Annotated in this window: 15 protein-coding genes and 2 pseudogenes; 12 read left to right on the forward strand and 5 right to left on the reverse strand. The window is 70.5% G+C overall.

What is annotated here, in order from left to right:
• The 5 genes from ACWEEU_RS25475 to ACWEEU_RS25495 all read left to right on the forward strand — a co-directional run.
• A partial coding sequence (locus ACWEEU_RS25475) for a flavodoxin-dependent (E)-4-hydroxy-3-methylbut-2-enyl-diphosphate synthase (RefSeq protein ID WP_451735171.1) occupies nt 1–255 on the forward strand: 255 nt, incomplete at its 5' end.
• 43 nt (nt 256–298) lie between these two features.
• Nucleotides 299–2206, forward strand: coding sequence for a 1-deoxy-D-xylulose-5-phosphate synthase (gene dxs / locus ACWEEU_RS25480; RefSeq protein WP_451735173.1), 1908 nt, complete (start codon nt 299–301; stop codon nt 2204–2206).
• Nucleotides 2207–3592: an aspartate aminotransferase family protein gene (locus ACWEEU_RS25485; protein ID WP_451735175.1), complete on the forward strand. Its 1386-nt coding sequence runs from the start codon at nt 2207–2209 to the stop codon at nt 3590–3592.
• Between the two features lie 138 nt (nt 3593–3730).
• Nucleotides 3731–4354: a helix-turn-helix domain-containing protein gene (locus ACWEEU_RS25490; RefSeq protein ID WP_451735177.1), complete on the forward strand. Its 624-nt coding sequence runs from the start codon at nt 3731–3733 to the stop codon at nt 4352–4354.
• Nucleotides 4351–4473, forward strand: coding sequence for a DUF6126 family protein (locus ACWEEU_RS25495; protein ID WP_018546801.1), 123 nt, complete (start codon nt 4351–4353; stop codon nt 4471–4473). Before ACWEEU_RS25490 ends, ACWEEU_RS25495 begins: the two co-directional genes overlap by 4 nt.
• A 53-nt stretch (nt 4474–4526) precedes the next feature.
• Here the strand turns inward: ACWEEU_RS25495 and ACWEEU_RS25500 are convergent, their stop codons facing one another.
• Nucleotides 4527–5324: a tyrosine-protein phosphatase gene (locus ACWEEU_RS25500; protein WP_385748909.1), complete on the reverse strand. Its 798-nt coding sequence runs from the start codon at nt 5322–5324 to the stop codon at nt 4527–4529.
• Nucleotides 5325–5673: 349 nt separating this feature from the next.
• Between ACWEEU_RS25500 and ACWEEU_RS25505 the strand changes: the two genes are divergently transcribed.
• Nucleotides 5674–6459 (forward strand): SGNH/GDSL hydrolase family protein, encoded by a 786-nt coding sequence (locus ACWEEU_RS25505; protein WP_385748912.1) that lies wholly within the window; start codon nt 5674–5676, stop codon nt 6457–6459.
• A gap of 110 nt (nt 6460–6569) precedes the next feature.
• Here ACWEEU_RS25505 and ACWEEU_RS25510 read toward each other — a convergent pair whose 3' ends face one another.
• Nucleotides 6570–7754, reverse strand: coding sequence for a Glu/Leu/Phe/Val dehydrogenase dimerization domain-containing protein (locus ACWEEU_RS25510; RefSeq protein WP_451735180.1), 1185 nt, complete (start codon nt 7752–7754; stop codon nt 6570–6572).
• Nucleotides 7755–7917: 163 nt separating this feature from the next.
• Between ACWEEU_RS25510 and ACWEEU_RS25515 the strand changes: the two genes are divergently transcribed.
• From ACWEEU_RS25515 to ACWEEU_RS25525, 3 genes are all read left to right on the forward strand, one after another.
• Nucleotides 7918–9156 carry an MBL fold metallo-hydrolase gene (locus ACWEEU_RS25515; protein WP_385748918.1) on the forward strand — a complete coding sequence of 413 codons (1239 nt, stop codon included), beginning with the start codon at nt 7918–7920 and terminating at the stop codon, nt 9154–9156.
• Between the two features lie 346 nt (nt 9157–9502).
• Entirely contained in the window at nt 9503–10036 is a 534-nt protein-coding gene (gene cpt, locus ACWEEU_RS25520) for a chloramphenicol phosphotransferase CPT (RefSeq protein WP_385748921.1), read from the forward strand.
• Nucleotides 10037–10375: 339 nt separating this feature from the next.
• The gene (locus ACWEEU_RS25525) at nt 10376–11107 is read left to right on the forward strand and encodes an aquaporin (RefSeq protein ID WP_451735296.1); all 732 of its coding nucleotides are present in this window, start codon (nt 10376–10378) and stop codon (nt 11105–11107) included.
• On the opposite strand, the pseudogene ACWEEU_RS25530 reads toward ACWEEU_RS25525, so the two are convergent.
• The 3 genes and pseudogenes from ACWEEU_RS25530 to ACWEEU_RS25540 all read right to left on the reverse strand — a co-directional run.
• Nucleotides 11025–11644, reverse strand: a pseudogene (locus tag ACWEEU_RS25530) (excinuclease ABC subunit UvrA); the annotation flags it as partial. The gene ACWEEU_RS25525 and the pseudogene ACWEEU_RS25530 overlap by 83 nt on opposite strands.
• A gap of 184 nt (nt 11645–11828) precedes the next feature.
• Nucleotides 11829–11981 carry a 2-dehydropantoate 2-reductase N-terminal domain-containing protein gene (locus tag ACWEEU_RS25535; protein ID WP_451735182.1) on the reverse strand — a complete coding sequence of 51 codons (153 nt, stop codon included), beginning with the start codon at nt 11979–11981 and terminating at the stop codon, nt 11829–11831.
• Nucleotides 11982–12082: 101 nt separating this feature from the next.
• The gene (locus tag ACWEEU_RS25540; protein ID WP_451735184.1) at nt 12083–13006 is read right to left on the reverse strand and encodes an alpha/beta hydrolase; all 924 of its coding nucleotides are present in this window, start codon (nt 13004–13006) and stop codon (nt 12083–12085) included.
• Nucleotides 13007–13162: 156 nt separating this feature from the next.
• Between ACWEEU_RS25540 and ACWEEU_RS25545 the strand changes: the two genes are divergently transcribed.
• The 3 genes and pseudogenes from ACWEEU_RS25545 to ACWEEU_RS25555 form a co-directional block, all read left to right on the forward strand.
• Nucleotides 13163–14041, forward strand: coding sequence for a helix-turn-helix domain-containing protein (locus tag ACWEEU_RS25545; RefSeq protein ID WP_451735186.1), 879 nt, complete (start codon nt 13163–13165; stop codon nt 14039–14041).
• A 542-nt stretch (nt 14042–14583) separates the two neighbouring features.
• Entirely contained in the window at nt 14584–15516 is a 933-nt protein-coding gene (locus tag ACWEEU_RS25550; RefSeq protein WP_451735188.1) for an alpha/beta hydrolase, read from the forward strand.
• 770 nt (nt 15517–16286) lie between these two features.
• Nucleotides 16287–16530, forward strand: a pseudogene (locus tag ACWEEU_RS25555) (hypothetical protein); the annotation flags it as partial.

The following is a 16530-nucleotide window of genomic DNA, read 5'->3' on the forward strand; positions in this document are numbered from 1 at the left end:
CTGGCGGAGGAGGTCACCGCGGGGCTGACGGGTATGGAGGTTCCGCTCCGGGTCGCGGTCATGGGCTGTGTGGTGAACGGTCCCGGCGAGGCGCGTGAGGCCGACCTCGGTGTCGCCTCCGGCAACGGCAAGGGCCAGATCTTCGTCAAGGGCGAGGTCATCAAGACCGTCCCGGAATCCAAGATCGTCGAAACCCTCATCGAGGAGGCGATGCGGCTCGCGGAGGAGGCGGAGGAGACCACCGGGCAGTCGTGACAGGCGTGCCGAGACACGGCACACGGACCGAGAGGGGGACAGCGTGACGATTCTGGAAAGAATCCGGGGACCACGTGACCTGAAGGCGCTGACGAGGGAAGAGCTCGGCGAACTGTCCGCCGACGTACGGGAGTTCCTGGTGGAGGCGGTGTCCAGGACCGGCGGGCACCTCGGACCCAACCTGGGCGTGGTGGAACTCTCCATCGCCCTGCACCGGGTCTTCGAGTCGCCCGTGGACCGCATCCTGTGGGACACCGGTCACCAGAGCTATGTGCACAAGCTTCTGACGGGACGTCAGGACTTCTCCAAGCTGCGCGGCAAGGGCGGACTGTCCGGCTATCCCTCGCGCGAGGAGTCCGAGCACGACGTCATCGAGAACAGCCACGCCTCCACCGCCCTCGGCTGGGCCGACGGTCTCGCCAAGGCGCGCCAGGTGCTGGGGGAGCGCGGCCATGTGGTCGCCGTCATCGGGGACGGCGCTCTCACCGGCGGCATGGCCTGGGAGGCGCTGAACAACATCGCCGCCGCCAAGAACCGTCCGCTCATCATCGTCGTCAACGACAACGAACGCTCCTACGCCCCCACCATCGGCGGCCTCGCCAACCATCTCGCCACGCTGCGCACCACCGACGGCTACGAACAGGCCCTCGCCTGGGGCAAGCAGGTGATCCGGGGCACCCCGATCGTCGGCAAGTACGTCTACGAGGCACTGCACGGCGCCAAGAAGGGCTTCAAGGACGCCTTCGCCCCCCAGGGCATGTTCGAGGACCTGGGCCTGAAGTACGTCGGGCCCATCGACGGCCACGACATCGGCGCCGTCGAGTCCGCGCTGCGCCGAGCGAAACGCTTCCACGGGCCGGTCCTCGTCCACTGCCTCACCGAGAAGGGCCGGGGCTACGCGCCCGCCCTCGCGGACGAGGCCGACCACTTCCACACCGTCGGCGTGATGGACCCGCTCACCTGCGCGCCGCTCAGCCCCTCCAACGGGCCCTCCTGGACCTCGGTGTTCGAGGACGAGATCGTCAGGATCGGCGAGGAGCGCGAGGACGTCGTCGCCATAACGGCGGCCATGCTCCACCCCGTCGGCCTCGGCCGCTTCGCCGAGCGCTTCCCCGACCGGGTGTGGGACGTGGGCATCGCGGAACAGCACGCGGCCGTCTCCGCCGCCGGACTCGCCACCGGCGGACTGCACCCCGTCGTCGCCGTCTACGCCACCTTCCTCAATCGCGCCTTCGACCAGCTCCTCATGGACGTCGCCCTGCACCGCTGCGGGGTGACCTTCGTCCTGGACCGGGCCGGGGTCACGGGTGTGGACGGCGCCTCGCACAACGGCATGTGGGACATGTCCGTCCTCCAGGTCGTCCCCGGACTGCGCATCGCCGCCCCGCGCGACGCCGCCCAACTCCGTTCGCAGTTGCGCGAAGCCGTCGCCGTGGACGACGCGCCCACGCTGGTCCGCTTCCCCAAGGAGTCCGCCGGACCCGAGATCCCGGCGGTCGGCCAGGTGGGCGGCATGGACGTCCTCCACCGCGACGAACAGCCCCAGGTCCTGCTGGTCGCCGTCGGCGTGATGGCCTCCGTCTGCCTCCAGGCGGCGAACCTGCTCACGGCACGAGGGATCGGCTGCACGGTGGTCGACCCCCGCTGGGTCAAGCCCGTCGACCCGGCGCTGCCCCGACTCGCCGCCGAGCACCGGCTGGTGGCCGTCGTCGAGGACAACAGCCGCTCCGCCGGGGTGGGTTCGGCGGTGGCGCTCGCACTCGGGGACGCCGACGTGGACGTGCCCGTACGCCGGTTCGGCATTCCGGAGCAGTTCCTCGCCCACGCCAAGCGGTCCGAGGTGCTGGCGGACATCGGGCTCACCCCCGTCGAGATCGCGGGACGGATCAGCGGGAGCCTGGCCGCGTACGACGTACACCGGCGTCCGGGCCAGGAGAAACAGGAGAGCTGAATGAGCACGGAGTTCGATCTCGGCGCCCTTCTCGCCGAGCGCGGAGCCGAACGGTACGACCTGCACGCCCGGTATCTCAATCCCCAGCTGCCGCGCATGTTGCACACCATCGGCTTCGACAAGGTCTACGAGAGGGCCGAGGGCGCCCACTTCTACGACGCCGAAGGCAACGACTACCTCGACATGCTCGCCGGGTTCGGCGTGATGGGTCTCGGCCGCCACCACCCGGTCGTCCGCAAGGCACTGCACGACGTGCTCGACCTCGACCTCGCGGACCTCACCCGCTTCGACTGCCAGCCCCTGCCCGGCCTCCTCGCTCAGCGGCTCCTCGTGCACAGCCCGCACCTGGACCGGGTGTTCTTCGGCAACAGCGGCACCGAGGCCGTCGAGACCGCTCTCAAGTTCGCCCGCTACGCCACCGGGCGCCCCCGCATCCTCTACTGCGACCATGCCTTCCACGGCCTCACCACCGGCTCCCTCTCCGTCAACGGCGAGCGCGGCTTCCGCGAGGGCTTCGCCCCGCTGCTGCCCGACACCGCCGTACCCCTCGGCGACCTGGACGCGCTGGAGCGGGAGCTGAAGAAGGGCGACGTGGCCGCCCTCGTCGTGGAGCCGATCCAGGGCAAGGGTGTGCACGAGGCGCCGCCCGGCTATCTGCGAGCCGCGCAGGAACTCCTGCACAAGCACAAGGCGATGCTCATCGCGGACGAGGTGCAGACCGGCCTCGGCCGCACGGGCGACTTCTACGCCTACCAGCACGAGGACGGTGTGGAGCCGGACCTGGTCTGCGTGGCCAAGGCACTCTCCGGCGGGTATGTGCCGGTGAGCGCCACCCTCGGCAAGGACTGGATCTTCAAGAAGGTCTACTCCTCCATGGACCGCGTCCTGGTGCACTCCGCGAGCTTCGGCTCCAACGCCCAGGCCATGGCCGCCGGGCTCGCCGTGCTCTCCGTCATGGAGGACGAGCAGATCGTCGCCCGCGCCCGCACCGTGGGCGAGCTGCTGAAGTCCCGGCTCGCCGCGCTGACCGACACCTACGAACTGCTGGCCGACGTGCGCGGGCGAGGGCTCATGATCGGCATCGAGTTCGGGCGGCCCGACTCGCTCAAGCTGCGTGGCCGCTGGACCATGCTCCAGGCCGCCCGCAAGGGGCTCTTCGCGCAGATGGTCGTCGTGCCGCTGCTGCAACGGCACCGCATCCTCACCCAGGTCTCCGGCGACCACCTGGAGGTGATCAAGCTGATTCCGCCGCTGGTGATCGACGAGGCGGACGTGGAGCGGTTCGTGGAGGCGTTCACGGCGGTCATGGACGACGCGCACAGCGGGGGTGGGCTGATGTGGGACTTCGGGCGGACCCTGATCAAGCAGGCGGTGGCGGGACGGTGACGCCGCGCCGAGCCTGGGGGCGGTGACGCCGCGATGAGGCTCGGGACGGCGACGCTGCACTGAGACGCGCAGCTCGGGCCGTTTTGCCTCTGAGGCAAGAAAATTGCCGCACAGGCAAAAGTGCGGCTCAATGGAGGCATGAACGCCTCAGACGCCGTGCCACCGGCGGGCCAGGGGAACGACCTGCCCGCCGTGGCGCCGCAACTGCGGGCCCTGCGCCGTCGCGCCGGGCTCACCCTGGAGGCCGCGGCCGGCTCCGCCGGACTCTCCCCGGCCCACCTCTCCCGGCTGGAGACCGGGCAGCGGCAGCCCTCGCTGCCGATGCTGCTCGCGCTCGCCCGTATCTACGGTACGACTGTCTCCGAACTTCTCGGCGAGACCACCGCCGACCGGGACGCGATCATCCGCGCCGCCGACATGGAGCCGACGAGCGCGGCCGGCTGGACCTACTTCCAGGCCGGCTCCTCCGGGCGCGGAATGCAGGCGCTGCGTGTGCAGATCCCGTACCGCGCCCGGCCCGACATCCCGCGCGTCCACCCCGGCGAGGAGTGGCTGTACGTCCTCAGGGGCCGTCTCCGGCTCGGCCTCGGCGACGCCAGCCATCTGCTCGCGCCCGGGGACAGCGCCCACTTCGATTCGCTCACCCCGCACCGGCTCACCGCCGAGGACCCGGGCGGGGTCGAGCTGCTGTTCGTCCACACCCTGCTCCAGAGCCCCACGGCCGCGTTGTGCCTGGGGAACCCGACCGGAGGGTCGTCATGAGTGACTACGAGGAGAAGCTCCCGCGCTCGCTGTGGGTGCGGCTGGTGGTGTACGTCGCCCTCGGGCACGTGCTCGCCGCGTTCCTGTTCCTGCTGTTCTCGCTGGGGGCGAAGGGGTGAGATGAGCGGGGCCGATCCGGCGACGCGTGTCCGGGGCGCGGGTGGCCGCTCGCTCAGTCGACCAGGCGGGCGCGCAGCCGCTCGCGCGTCCCGTCGGCCAGCTTCAGGCCGCGCTCCAGATAGGCGTCCACGTCGCCCCAGGTCTCCTCGATGCTGTCGAAGGCGGCCGCGAGGTACTCGGCGCGGGCATCGAAGAGCGGGCTCAGCAGCTCCATGACCTCGGGGGTGTACGCGGTGTCGGGGCTGCCGCTGCGGCGGACCTTGTAGCGGCGGTGCTTGGCGTTGGACATCAGATAGTCGCCGATGATCGCGTCGCGCTCGACGCCCACCGCGAGGAGGGTCACCGCGATCGAGATCCCGGCCCGGTCCTTGCCCGCCGCGCAGTGCATCAGCGCGGGCACGCTGTCCTCGGCCAGCGCGTGCAGCACCCGCGAGTGCTCGGCGGTGCGCTCCGTGACGATCTTCCGGTACGAGGCGATCATGCGGTCCGCGCCCTTGCCGCCCGCGAGAATGCCGCGCAACTGGTCCAGATTCCCGTCCCGCACCAGCTTCCAGAACTCGGCACCGTCGGCCGGGTCGCTCAGCGGAAGGTTCACGTTCCGCACACCCGGCAGTTCCACGTCCGGGCCTTCCAGGCGGCGGTCGGCCGCGTTGCGGAAGTCGAACACCGTGTGCAGACCCAGCGAGGCGAGAAAAGCCGCGTCCTCGTCCGTCGCATGGGCGAGATGACCGCTGCGGAACAGCACTCCCTGTCGCACGCGCCGTCCGTCCGCGGTCGGCAGTCCGCCCACATCGCGGAAATTGCGCACGGCGGCCAGTTCGGGCTCGGTCGACGGGACCTGCTGCGTCACGGGTGCTCCTCCAGGTCGGCCCCGCCACGCGGCTCGGCGGCGGGCGCTGCGTCGACGATACGACATCGCCTGCGCGCCGCCCGGGTCCGCGAACGCCCAGGCGGCGGAGCTGCGGGAACACCCCTTTCGGCACCGCTTTCCCACGGGGTTTCAGCGAGGCTTTCGCAGGGGCTTTCCGACCGCTTTTCCGCCCGGATTCTGATCGGCGACGCCTATTCCGCGATTGGCAAACTCTTTAAGAGTGGCTTATCTCACCGTTCGTCAACCCCTTCCTACGGTCGCGTAAGTCACATCCGAAGGTGAATCATGGCGCGATGTGGCAGACGATTCGAAGAGTGACAACACATCGATGATCGGGTCGTACGTGGCGGTGGGGGACAGCTTCACCGAGGGTGTCGGCGACCCCGGCCCCGACGGGGCGTTCGTGGGCTGGGCCGACCGGCTCGCGGTACTCCTCGCCGACCGGCGGCCCGAAGGCGACTTCACGTACACCAACCTCGCGGTGCGCGGAAAGCTGCTCGACCAGATCGCGGCGGACCAGGTGCCCAAGGCCGCCCGGCTCGCCCCGGACCTTGTGTCCATCTGCGCCGGCGGCAACGACATCATCCGCCCCGGCACCGACCCGGACGGCGTGGCCGAGCGGTTCGAGCAGGCGGTCGCCCAGCTCGCCGCCTCGGCGGGCACCGTGCTGGTGGCGACCGGCTTCGACACGCGAAGGGTGCCGCTGCTCAAGCATCTGCGCGGCAAGATCGCGACCTACAACGGGCACGTCCGCGCCATCGCCGACCGGTACGACTGCCCCGTGCTCGACCTGTGGTCCCTCAAGTCCGTGCAGGACCGCAGGGCATGGGACGACGACCGGCTGCACCTCTCGCCCGAGGGCCACACCCGGGTCGCCCTGCGCGCCGGCCAGGCCCTCGGAGTGAGGATCCCGGCCGACCCGGAGCAGTCCTGGCCGCCGCTCCCGCCCCGGGGCACCCTCGAGGTCCGGCGCGACGACGTCCACTGGGCCCGGCAGCACCTCGTGCCGTGGATCGGGCGCAGGCTGCGGGGGGAGTCCTCCGGGGACCACGTGACGGCGAAGGGTGTGCTGTCGCCGGAGGACATCAGGATGCGGATCGCCTCGGTGGCGTGAGCCCAAGGCGGGGACGGTCCGAGTTCACATGTGGCCGGCACACATAGGTGCCGGGCACATGGGCGCCGGTCAGATTGGTGACGGCCACATGGGTGCCGTACACACCCCGGTCAGCGATACCAGCCGTACCGCTCCGCGATCACCGGCAGCCGGTCGGCCACCAGGGCGTGGGCGGCGGCGCGCGGAGTCGTACCGTCCGCCGCCGCGCGGTCCAGCATCAGCCCCGTCAGCGCCCGCATCGACCGGCACAGATGCGCGAACGCCTCCTCGGGGTCGGGGCCGATGTCGCCGAACAGGGTCCACCACCACCAGGCGTTCGTCCCGGAGTTGACCACCACGTCGGGCAGGACGCACACCCCGCGCGCGGTGAGCGCGGCCTCCGCCTCCGGCAGCACGGGCATGTTGGCCGCCTCCACGATCCAACGCGCCCGGACACGATCCTGGTTGACGGTGTCGATGGCGTACGACACGGCCGCGGGCACCAGCACCTCGGCGTCGGCCGACAGCCAGGCGTCACCCGGCAGTTCGCGGTCGCCGGCCCGCAACACGGCCCGGTCGACGGTCCCGTGGGCGTCCCGCGCCGCCAGCAGTGCCTCCACGTCGAGCCCCGACGGGTTGGCGATCGTCCCCTTGACGTCCGCCACCGCCACGACGGTCAGCCCCGCCCGCGCGAGGAATCGGGCGGTGGCGCCGCCCATGGTGCCCAGCCCCTGAAGGGCGACGCGCGTACCGCGCCGGGGAGTTCCGGTCCGGTCCAGCGCGGTCAGACACGCCTCGGCCACTCCCCGGCCGCCCACCAGTTCGTCGAGACCGATCCCGTCCACCTCCACCGCGAAGGCGGCCGCGAGCCGTGCGCGGGCGGCGGGTTCGTCGTCCAGCAGCGGATACACGGCCTGCACCGAGGACACGAGCCCCGCCTCCGCCGCCGCACGGTCCACCAGGTCCTGGGTGAGCCCGAGGTCCTCGCCGGTCGTCCAGCAGCTCTCGACGTACGGCCGCATGGCGCGCAGATACCGCACGAGCAGGCCGTACGCCTCCGGGTCGCGCGGATCGCAGTCGATACCGCCCTTCGCCCCGCCGAGGGGGACGTACCGGCTCGCGGGGTCGTAGTGCAGGGCCTCCTTCATCGTCATGCCGCGGGCGAGCCCGGCGACCTCCTCCAGCGTGCACCCGTCCCGCATCCGCAGGCCCCCGCTGGCCACACCCCGCACGAGCCGGTCGACGACGAGGAAGCCGCGGCGGCCGGTGACGTGGTCGGTCCAGGTGAGGGAGATCAAGGGGGCGGGGGTGGTCAAGGGGGTGCTCCTCTGCCGGGATGTCCGTTGCCGGGACGGGAATAGCGACGCCGTACCGGACGTTGCTCTGTCCCGGCTGAGTCACTCAGCCCCCGGCAAACCCGTGCGCCGGGGGTGCCGCCCATAATGAGGCACCACAAAGACGCCGCCACCTGGAGGTACCGTGACCGGCCTGCGTTCCCCGAGCCAAGGGCTCCGTGCTCTCCAGCCCGCGGCCTTCGGCGCGGAACCGAGCGGTGAGCGCCTGGCGCGCATTCGCCGGTCGCCCCACTTCAAGGACGGCGTCTTCCAGAACCCGGGCGGTACGGCCGGCACGCGGCCCTCGGCCTCCGCGCTGGACCTGGCGAAGGCCTTCTTCGACAAGGACACCCGCCCCGCGCGCTCCCCGAAGGGGACGATCCCGGTGCACCCCACCACCCTGGCCGACCTGGCGGCGCCCCCGGCCACGGGGCTGCGGGTGACGTGGATGGGCCACTCCAGCGTGCTGGTGGAGATCGACGGTCACCGCGTGCTGTTCGACCCGGTCTGGGGCGAGCGCTGCTCGCCGTTCCCCTTCGCGGGCCCGCGCCGGCTGCACCCCGTCCCGCTGCCGCTGGCCGCGCTCGGTCCGGTGGACGTCGTGGTCATCTCCCACGACCACTACGACCACCTCGACATGCCCACGATCAAGGCGCTGGCCGGCACGGACACCCTGTTCGCGGTCCCCCTGGGGGTGGGCGCCCACCTCGAACACTGGGGGGTCTCCCCGGACCGCCTGCGCGAGCTGGACTGGCACGAGTCGGCCAAGGTCGGCGGCCTCACCCTGACCGCCACCCCGGCCCGTCACTTCTGCGGCCGCGGCCTGCGCAACACCCAGCACACGCTCTGGGCCTCCTGGGTGGTCGCCGGCGCGGAACACCGCGTCTACCACAGCGGCGACACCGGCTACTTCGAGGGCTTCCAGGACATCGGCACCGCCTACGGCCCCTTCGACCTCACCATGATCCAGATCGGCGCCTACAGCTCCTACTGGCCCAAGGACCACCCGGAGCGTACGCCGCTTCCCGGGGCGTGGCCGGACATCCACATGTCGCCTGCCGAGGGTGTGCGTGCGCACCTTGACCTGCAGGGAGGTGGTCCGCATGGCGTGTTGCTGCCGATCCACTGGGGGACGTTCAACCTGGCTTTCCACGCCTGGGCGGAGCCGGGGGAGTGGACCAGGGACGCGGCTGAGGAGGTCGGGCAGGCCGTTGCTTCTCCCCGGCCTGGTGAGCCTTTCGAGCCGGCCGGGCAGCTTCCCGCGGACCCGTGGTGGCGGTCCGTGTCCCACCCGATCGCTCACCCGTGGCGTCAGCCGCGGCCAGTGGCGTCGGCTGCCGCTGAGGAGCGGAGCGACGATCTCGACTACGCGGGTGACGTGTGACAGCGAGCGAGGGTGAGATCGGCAGGATCGTGGAGATGTTGAGCCGGTGTTCCGGTGCTGAGCATGACCGCGTGATCCGTTCTTTGGACGGGCCGCCTCGCAAGGAACGCCCCGGCCCTCAAGGTCTGAATCCGCAGGCCACCTGAGCAGCCCCTCGGAGGGTCTTTTATCGGCTCCTTCGGTACGGAGTCCGGCAGGATTTCCCTGCCCAGGAGCTTTGATTCCCTTGGGCCGGGGTTCTTCTCCCCGGTGCTCTGACCGGGAACGTTCGCCGGGTCGTGGCAGGCGCTGCCGGGTCCACGGAAATCCGTTTCGAGCGTTGCCCGGGCGCCTCTACCGTGGCGCGGTGATAACTCAGGTGATCGTTGTCAACGGTGGTTCCAGCTCGGGGAAATCCGGGATCGTTCGGTGTCTGCAGGCAGTCCTGCCGGGATCGTGGCTGGCCCTCGGGACAGACACGCTGGTTGAGGCGATGCCGGCGTCCATGCGGGCGTCGGATGGCGGGATCGGGTTCGCTCCGGACGGAGAGGTGGTCGTCGGCCCTGAGTTCCGGACGCTGGAAGCGGCATGGATCGAGGGGGTCGCCGCGATGGCCCGTGCAGGCGCACGGGTCATCGTCGACGAGGTCTTCCTCGGCGGAGCGTACTCACAGCAGCGATGGCGGAAAGCCCTGGGCGAACTGCGGGTGTTGTGGGTGGGCGTCCGGTGTGACGCGGCGGTGGCCGCAGGCCGTGAGGTCGCACGAGGCGATCGGACGATCGGGATGGCTGCATCCCAGGCGGAAGTGGTCCACCAGGGCGTGGCCTATGACCTGGAGGTGGACACCACACACGCGGAGGCGATGGAGTGCGCACGGACCATTGCCGCGCACGTCAAGTGACCGACAGCCCTGCTGTCTGCCACCGCCTCCTGGCGCGACCAGACATCACCGGATCAAATCCGTATCCCGCGATGAAACAACAGGATGAAACGACCTCTGAGCAACCTGAGGGAGAGGAACGATTCCCGCGAGCACGGGGGGTCGCTCCATGGACTCGTGCGCCGTCGCGATCACCCCGGTGTCGTCCCCGCGCCCGCAGGGGGTGCTCGACGGTAGCGACGGTCGTACCGCCCGAGTCTCTGGTTTCTTGGCACCCGGCCGCAGCCGCGTTGCGCCCGCCGTTCGCGGGTAGCGAGACCTACTGTTGGACAGGCCGCCACGCACAGCCGGGAGTTCGACATAGCCTCCGCAACGCCGTACCACGAGCCGCGCCCCGCGCCTCCTCACAAGCCGCTCGCGGTGAGGGCCGCGGCCGAACTGCTCGGCACTGCCCTCTTCGCCGCGATCATCATCGGCTCCGGTATTCAGGCCACCGAGCTGACCAGGGACGTCGGCATTCAACTGCTTGCCAACTCGCTGGCCACCGTCTTCGGTCTGGGCATCCTCATCGTGCTACTTGGCCCGATCTCCGGCGCGCACTTCAACCCGGCCATCACCCTGGCCGCGTGGTGGACCGCCAGACGCGGGGGCGACGGAGTCACCACCCGCGAGGGCGTCGTCTACGTCTCGTCGCAGATCACCGGGGCGATCGTCGGCGCGATCCTTGCCAACGCGATGTTCGCTCAGCCGCTGGTCAAGTGGTTCACACACGACCGTTCTCCGGGACACGTGCTGCTGAGCGAGGGCGTCGCCACGGCCGGGCTGATCTTGCTGATCTCCGGCCTGGCCCAGAGCCACCGCATCCGCTTCGCTCCCGTCGCGGTCGCCGCGTACGTCGGCGCCGGTTTCTGGTTCACCGCGTCCACGTGCTTTGCCAACCCTGCGGTAACGGTCGGTCGCTCCTTCAGCGACACCTTCGACGGCATCCAGCCTGGCTCGGTCCCTGGCTTCATCGGTGTGCAGGTGCTCGGAACCGTGGTTGGTCTCGCGCTGGCGACTTCCATCTTCCAGCCGGTCGTGCACTCCGAGTGACGTCGCGGGGCGACAGGACCAGTCCGACGCTCGCCGTGGGCCGCGACCTGACCAGCTGGCGTCTGTGCCGTGTTTCCTCGGCCGCCGCCATGTTGGCGGCCGTTTGCCGGAATTCCGTGGGGCGAGCCCTGGCCGTCGACGCGGCGCTCACGCGGCCGAGGCGAGGATCTCGTGCAAGGACTTGCCGGTGTGGCTGGCCGGGACCGCCGCGACTTCCTCGGGCGTGCCCTCGGCGACCACGAGGCTGCCGTCCGCGCCGCCCTCCGGGCCCAGGTCGATGATCCAGTCGGCGGTCTTGATCACGTCGGGGTTGTGCTCGATGACGATGACGGTGTTGCCCTTGTCGACCAGTCCGTTGAGGACCTTCAGGAGTTTGCCGATGTCCTCGAAGTGGAGGCCGGTCGTGGGTTCGTCGAGGACGTGGACGCCGTGTCCGGTGGCGCGTTTCTGCAGCTCGCTGGCGCGCTTGAGGCGCGGGGCCTCTCCCCCGGACAGGGTGGTCGCGGGCTGGCCGAGCCGGACGTAGCCGAGGCCGACGACCGGGATGGCCGAGGCGTTGTGGAACATGAACATGATTCGAGCCGAGCCGTTCGCCGCCAGGGTCGGGACGAGGCTGTCGATCTGGTGGCACGGGACCGGCACGATCACCAGGTCGTCATCGGCGTCGAGAGAAGCGGTCACCTGGACATCAGCGCGCTCGACGGCGCCGCCGCGCAGCCCGTCACGCGCTCCAGGGCCCCCCGCCGCCGCGTCGCCGCGCGTCGCGCACCGCCATGGTGGCCTCGTGACCGGACTCGGCGAGCCTCAGCGCGATGGTGCTGCCGACCGCTCCGGCGCCGATCAAGGCAATGCGCCAGTGTGGTGTTGTCGTCATGGTGAACCCCTCGGACTGGTGAGAAACATTCGTGTTGAGGTTCGGCCCGAGGTCCGCCGGTCCCGGACCGGCGGACCTCAGGGTGTGCCACGGGTATGGGCTCAGTCCTGCGCGGCGGCCAGGTGCTCGGTGAAGAAGGGCACGGCTTCCGCGACGGCCTGGTCCACGTACTTGGGGACGTCGTAGAAGTCCATGTGGGTGCCGCCCTCGATGACGCGGAGGGCCTTGGGGCTGCGGGCGCGGCCGTGGAGCTCGGTGGACATCCACAGGGAGCCGGCGTCGCTGCCCGCGACGATCAGGATCGGCTGGGTGAGGAGGTCTTCGACCATGTGGAAGGCGTCGAAGGTGAAGATCCGCGAGACGCTCTTGGTGAAGAGGAACTTGTTCTTGGCGTTGGGGTGCTGGGCGCGCGGGGTGAGGTAGTAGTCGTGTGCCTCGACCAGGTCGCGCGGGGTGTTCTCGTCCGGCTCGGCCGGGACGTAGGGGAGGTAGGCGGGCTCGGCGCCGTGCGCGGACTCGGCGGTGCGCTGCTGGGCGAGGGCCTGGAGGGTGGGCACGGCGGCGGCGTCGGAGTCGGTGCCGTTCCAGCCGCGGCGGAAGGAGGTGCCGATGTTGACGGCGCTGACGGTGGTGAGGGCCTTGATGCGGTAGTCGGTCAGCGCGGCGTTGACCGCGTAGCCGCCGCCGGCGCAGACGCCGAGGGCGCCGATGCGCTCGGGGTCGACGTAGGGCAGGGACTGGAGGTGGTCGACGGCCGCGCGGACGTCCTCGACGCGGGCGTAGGGGTCCTCCAGGTGGTGTGGCTCGCCGCCGCTGTCGCCCTGGAAGGAGGCGTCGAAGGCGAGAGCGACGAAGCCCTGCTCGGCCAGCTTGGCCGCGTAGAGGCCGGCGGTCTGCTCCTTGACGCCGCCGCCGGGGTGGACGGTGACGACGGCCGGGTAGTTGCCCTCGGGGTCGAAACCGGCCGGGAGGTAGAGGTTGCCCGCCATGGCGATCGGGCCATTGGGGAAGGTGACGGCTTCCACGGGATGCTCCAAGTACTCGCAGGACTGATGCGGTCGTCCGGTGAATCCCGGCGACACGTTCACTCTGGGGTCTCTCGCGCGGGCGTGGCAGATGCCGCTCGTCGGGGGTACTGGCAGCCCCTCCATAACGGAGCGGACCGGGCTTAGCCTCGAAGCATGGAGACCGCCAAGGAGATCAAGGACTTCCTGACCACCCGCCGCGCGAAGATCACCCCCGACCAGGTGGGACTTCCCGTGGCGGGCCGCCGTCGGGTGCCCGGCCTGCGCCGCGAGGAGGTCGCCCTGCTGGCCGGGGTGAGCGCCGAGTACTACGTCCAGATCGAACGCGGCCAGGTCGCCGGCGTCTCCGAGGAGGTCCTCCACGCCATCGCGGGCGCCCTGCGGCTGGACGACGTGGAGACCGCCCACCTCTTCGACCTCGCCCGCGCCGCCGGCAAGACCGGCCGGAAGCAGACCCGCGCCCCCCGCCGCCAGGTCCCCGAGGCGCTCCAGGCACTCATCGACACCATGGTCACCGCGCCCGCCATCGTGCAGAACGCCCATCTCGACATCGTCGCCGCCAATGCGCTCGGCCGCGCCCTGTACGGGGCCGTCTACGAGCACCAGCCGGAGCCGCCGAACCTGGCCCGGTTCATCTTCCTCGCCGACCGGGCCGAGGAGACCTTCCCGGCCTGGGAGAAGGCCGCCGACGACGCCGTCGCCCTGCTGAGGGTCGCCGCCGCGAAGGCGCCGTACGCCAGGGCCATCACCCAACTGGTGGGTGAACTCGCCACCCGTAGCGGGGAGTTCCGCACCCGCTGGGCCGCGCACGATGTACGGGCACACCGCAGCGGCACCAAGGAATTCCGGCACCCGGCCGTCGGCGACCTCACCCTGCGCTTCGAAGCCCTCGACGCGGCCGGCGCCACCGGACTCTCCGTCATCGGCTACACCGCCGAACCCGGCTCACCCTCCTACGAGGCGCTGACGCTGCTGGCGAGCTGGGCGGCCACGGAACCGGTCGCATCGGCGGCGGGCACGCCGCACCTTCCCTGAGGACGGCCACGCCCTGGACTGGAAGCGCCGTTCGTAACGGCTGCTGCGCGCGAGTGCCGCCCCGTACACCGATCGTCCGGCCGGCTGGACACGGCCCGGAGGCAAGCACGTCGACGCTGCTTCATGTCGACGCGGTAGGCAAGACCTCCCAGGTCTTCCCCGGCCCCGGCCCCAGCGCCACGATCACGGACTCCGGCGCACTGTTCGCCTGGCTTCGGCCGGACGTGCCAGGCGCCTCGACGCCGTGGACGACAACGCCGACCTTCCCCGGACGGCGAACCCCAGCGTGACCGCCGGCCTGGCCGCGCTGCGCACCATGTGAACAGGTGCGCCCCAACGCGCGAGGTGGCGAGTCCCCGGCAAGGAGGGGTTGCCAGTCCCCCCTGTAAGCCCCACCCCGATCAGGTGCCGCGGAACGCTTTTTCCTGCGCAAGCATGGAGGAACCGGCGTGAGGCGCCAGTTGCCGCCCCCTGGACGCGACGACCACCCGCGACCGGTTCGAACCCCATGTCGACCACCTCTTCGAGGAGGAGTTGTACCCGTGAGTGAGAACATCGAGCACGTCGAGATCAAGGCGCTGGTTTGGAACCTGGCCGCTGACATTCACTTCCCGTCCGGCTTCGACGCGAGCCGGACCTATCCCGCGATCGTGAGCGTCCACCCCATCGGCTCGTGCAAGGAGCAGACCTCGGGGAACGTCTACGGCAAGGCGCTGGCCGAACAGGGCTTCGTGGTCGTCGCCTTCGACGCCAGCTTCCAGGGCGCGAGCGGCGGGGAGCCCAGGTCGATCGAGGACCCGACGTTCCGGGTCGAGGACATCAGCTACGTCATCGACTTCCTGGTGACCCAGCCGTACGTGGACGCCGACCGTATCGGGGTCATCGGGGTGTGCGGCGGTGGCGCGTACGCCATCAACGCCACGATGACCGACCGCCGCATCAAGGCCGTCGGCAGTGTGACCGGCGTGAACTTCGGGCGCCTGATGCACGAGGCGTTCAGCGGCTACGACCCCATCGCCACGCTCGACGCCATCGCCGAGCAGCGCACCGCTGAGGCGCGGGGCGGGGAGCCGCGCGTCAACCAGTACCTGCCCGCCTCTCCCGAGGCGGCCGAGGAGCAGGGCCTGACCGAGCTGGACCTCTTCGAGGCGACCGAGTACTACCGCACCGATCGCGGCGAGAAGCCCGGCGGCCGCACCGAGTCGCTGTTCTCCCGCCAGGCCAACGCGGTCGGCTGGGACGCCTTCAACCGCGCCGAGGTCCTCCTCACCCGCCCCCTGTGCGTAGTGGTCGGCGACAAGCCCGGAGCCTTCGGCGCCTACCGGGACGGCCTGGAGATCTACCGCCGCGCGGCCTCCAAGGACAAGGAACTGGTCGTCGCCGAGGGCTACTCCCACTACGACCTGTACGACCAGCCCGAGCCGGTCAAGATCGCCCTGGACCACCTGATCCCGTTCTACAAGAAGTACCTCTGACCGAACCCCTCCTGACCCGCGCATCCTCAGGGCTGCGCGGTCCGGGGCTTTTCAGCGGCTCGTGCGGCGACGCCGACGGCCAGGTGGCGAAGCCACTGTTCCGAGGGACTTCCCGGCCATCAGGGCGCTCAGCCCGGCATCCCGCGGGTCCATGTGCGTTACCGGCGTGTTCCGGTGCGAGGACGATCGGTCCGGGTAGCGCGTCGGTGCCCCAGGGCGGATGAGTGCGGTGCTCCGTCCCGCCCTGGGGCCGGTTCGCTTCCGCACGTAACCGCGTTGCGGTTCGGGGAGATCCTCCATTAGCTCGGAGAGCGGCAGCATCGGCATGCGGCCCTTTTTGGGCAGACGCCGGATCACCTTGCGATTGGCGATGGTGTACATCGCACGCTCGGGTGCGACGAAGCCGGCCCACCCCTCCCAGACATCCCGCGGTCCTCGTATACCCGTTCGGGTCGCGGCCGCCAACGAGCCCTTGACGCCGTCCTGGCCGACCCGTTCCACGCTCGCTGAGGACACCGTCGTCACCGGCTGTGCCGTCACCGGGGGCGACCTGGGATGGTGGGCGGCCCAGGTTGGTTCTTGGGCCGCGGGCGACAGCCGGGAGAAGGGCCCCGTCGGCCTTCGAAGGCCGCAGAATTTTTTCGGGACCGCGACAACCTCGGACGGGGCCGCACGTCTGGTGGGGTGAAGGGCGTTTACAGGGACGGGATTTCCGGTCCTTGCGCGTCCGACCGTCAGTGTTGTCTCTCCACTCTTTGGAGTCGATTCCCATGCGGCACATACGTCCCAAGAAGTCGAACCGTTCCCTGCGCACCTGGGTGCTGGGGTCGGCTGCCGGTCTCGCCCTGGTGGCGGGCGGCGGCATCGCCGCTCAGGCGGCCACCGCCGGCCACCCGCACCCGGCCAAGTCGGCACCGGCCGACCCGAAGCCCGTACCGTCCACCCCGGGCACGCAGACCTCAGGCGACACCGACCCGACGCCGGTTCCGGGTGACGGGAACGGCAAGCCGTACC

Source organism: Streptomyces sp. NPDC005004, assembly GCF_053600675.1.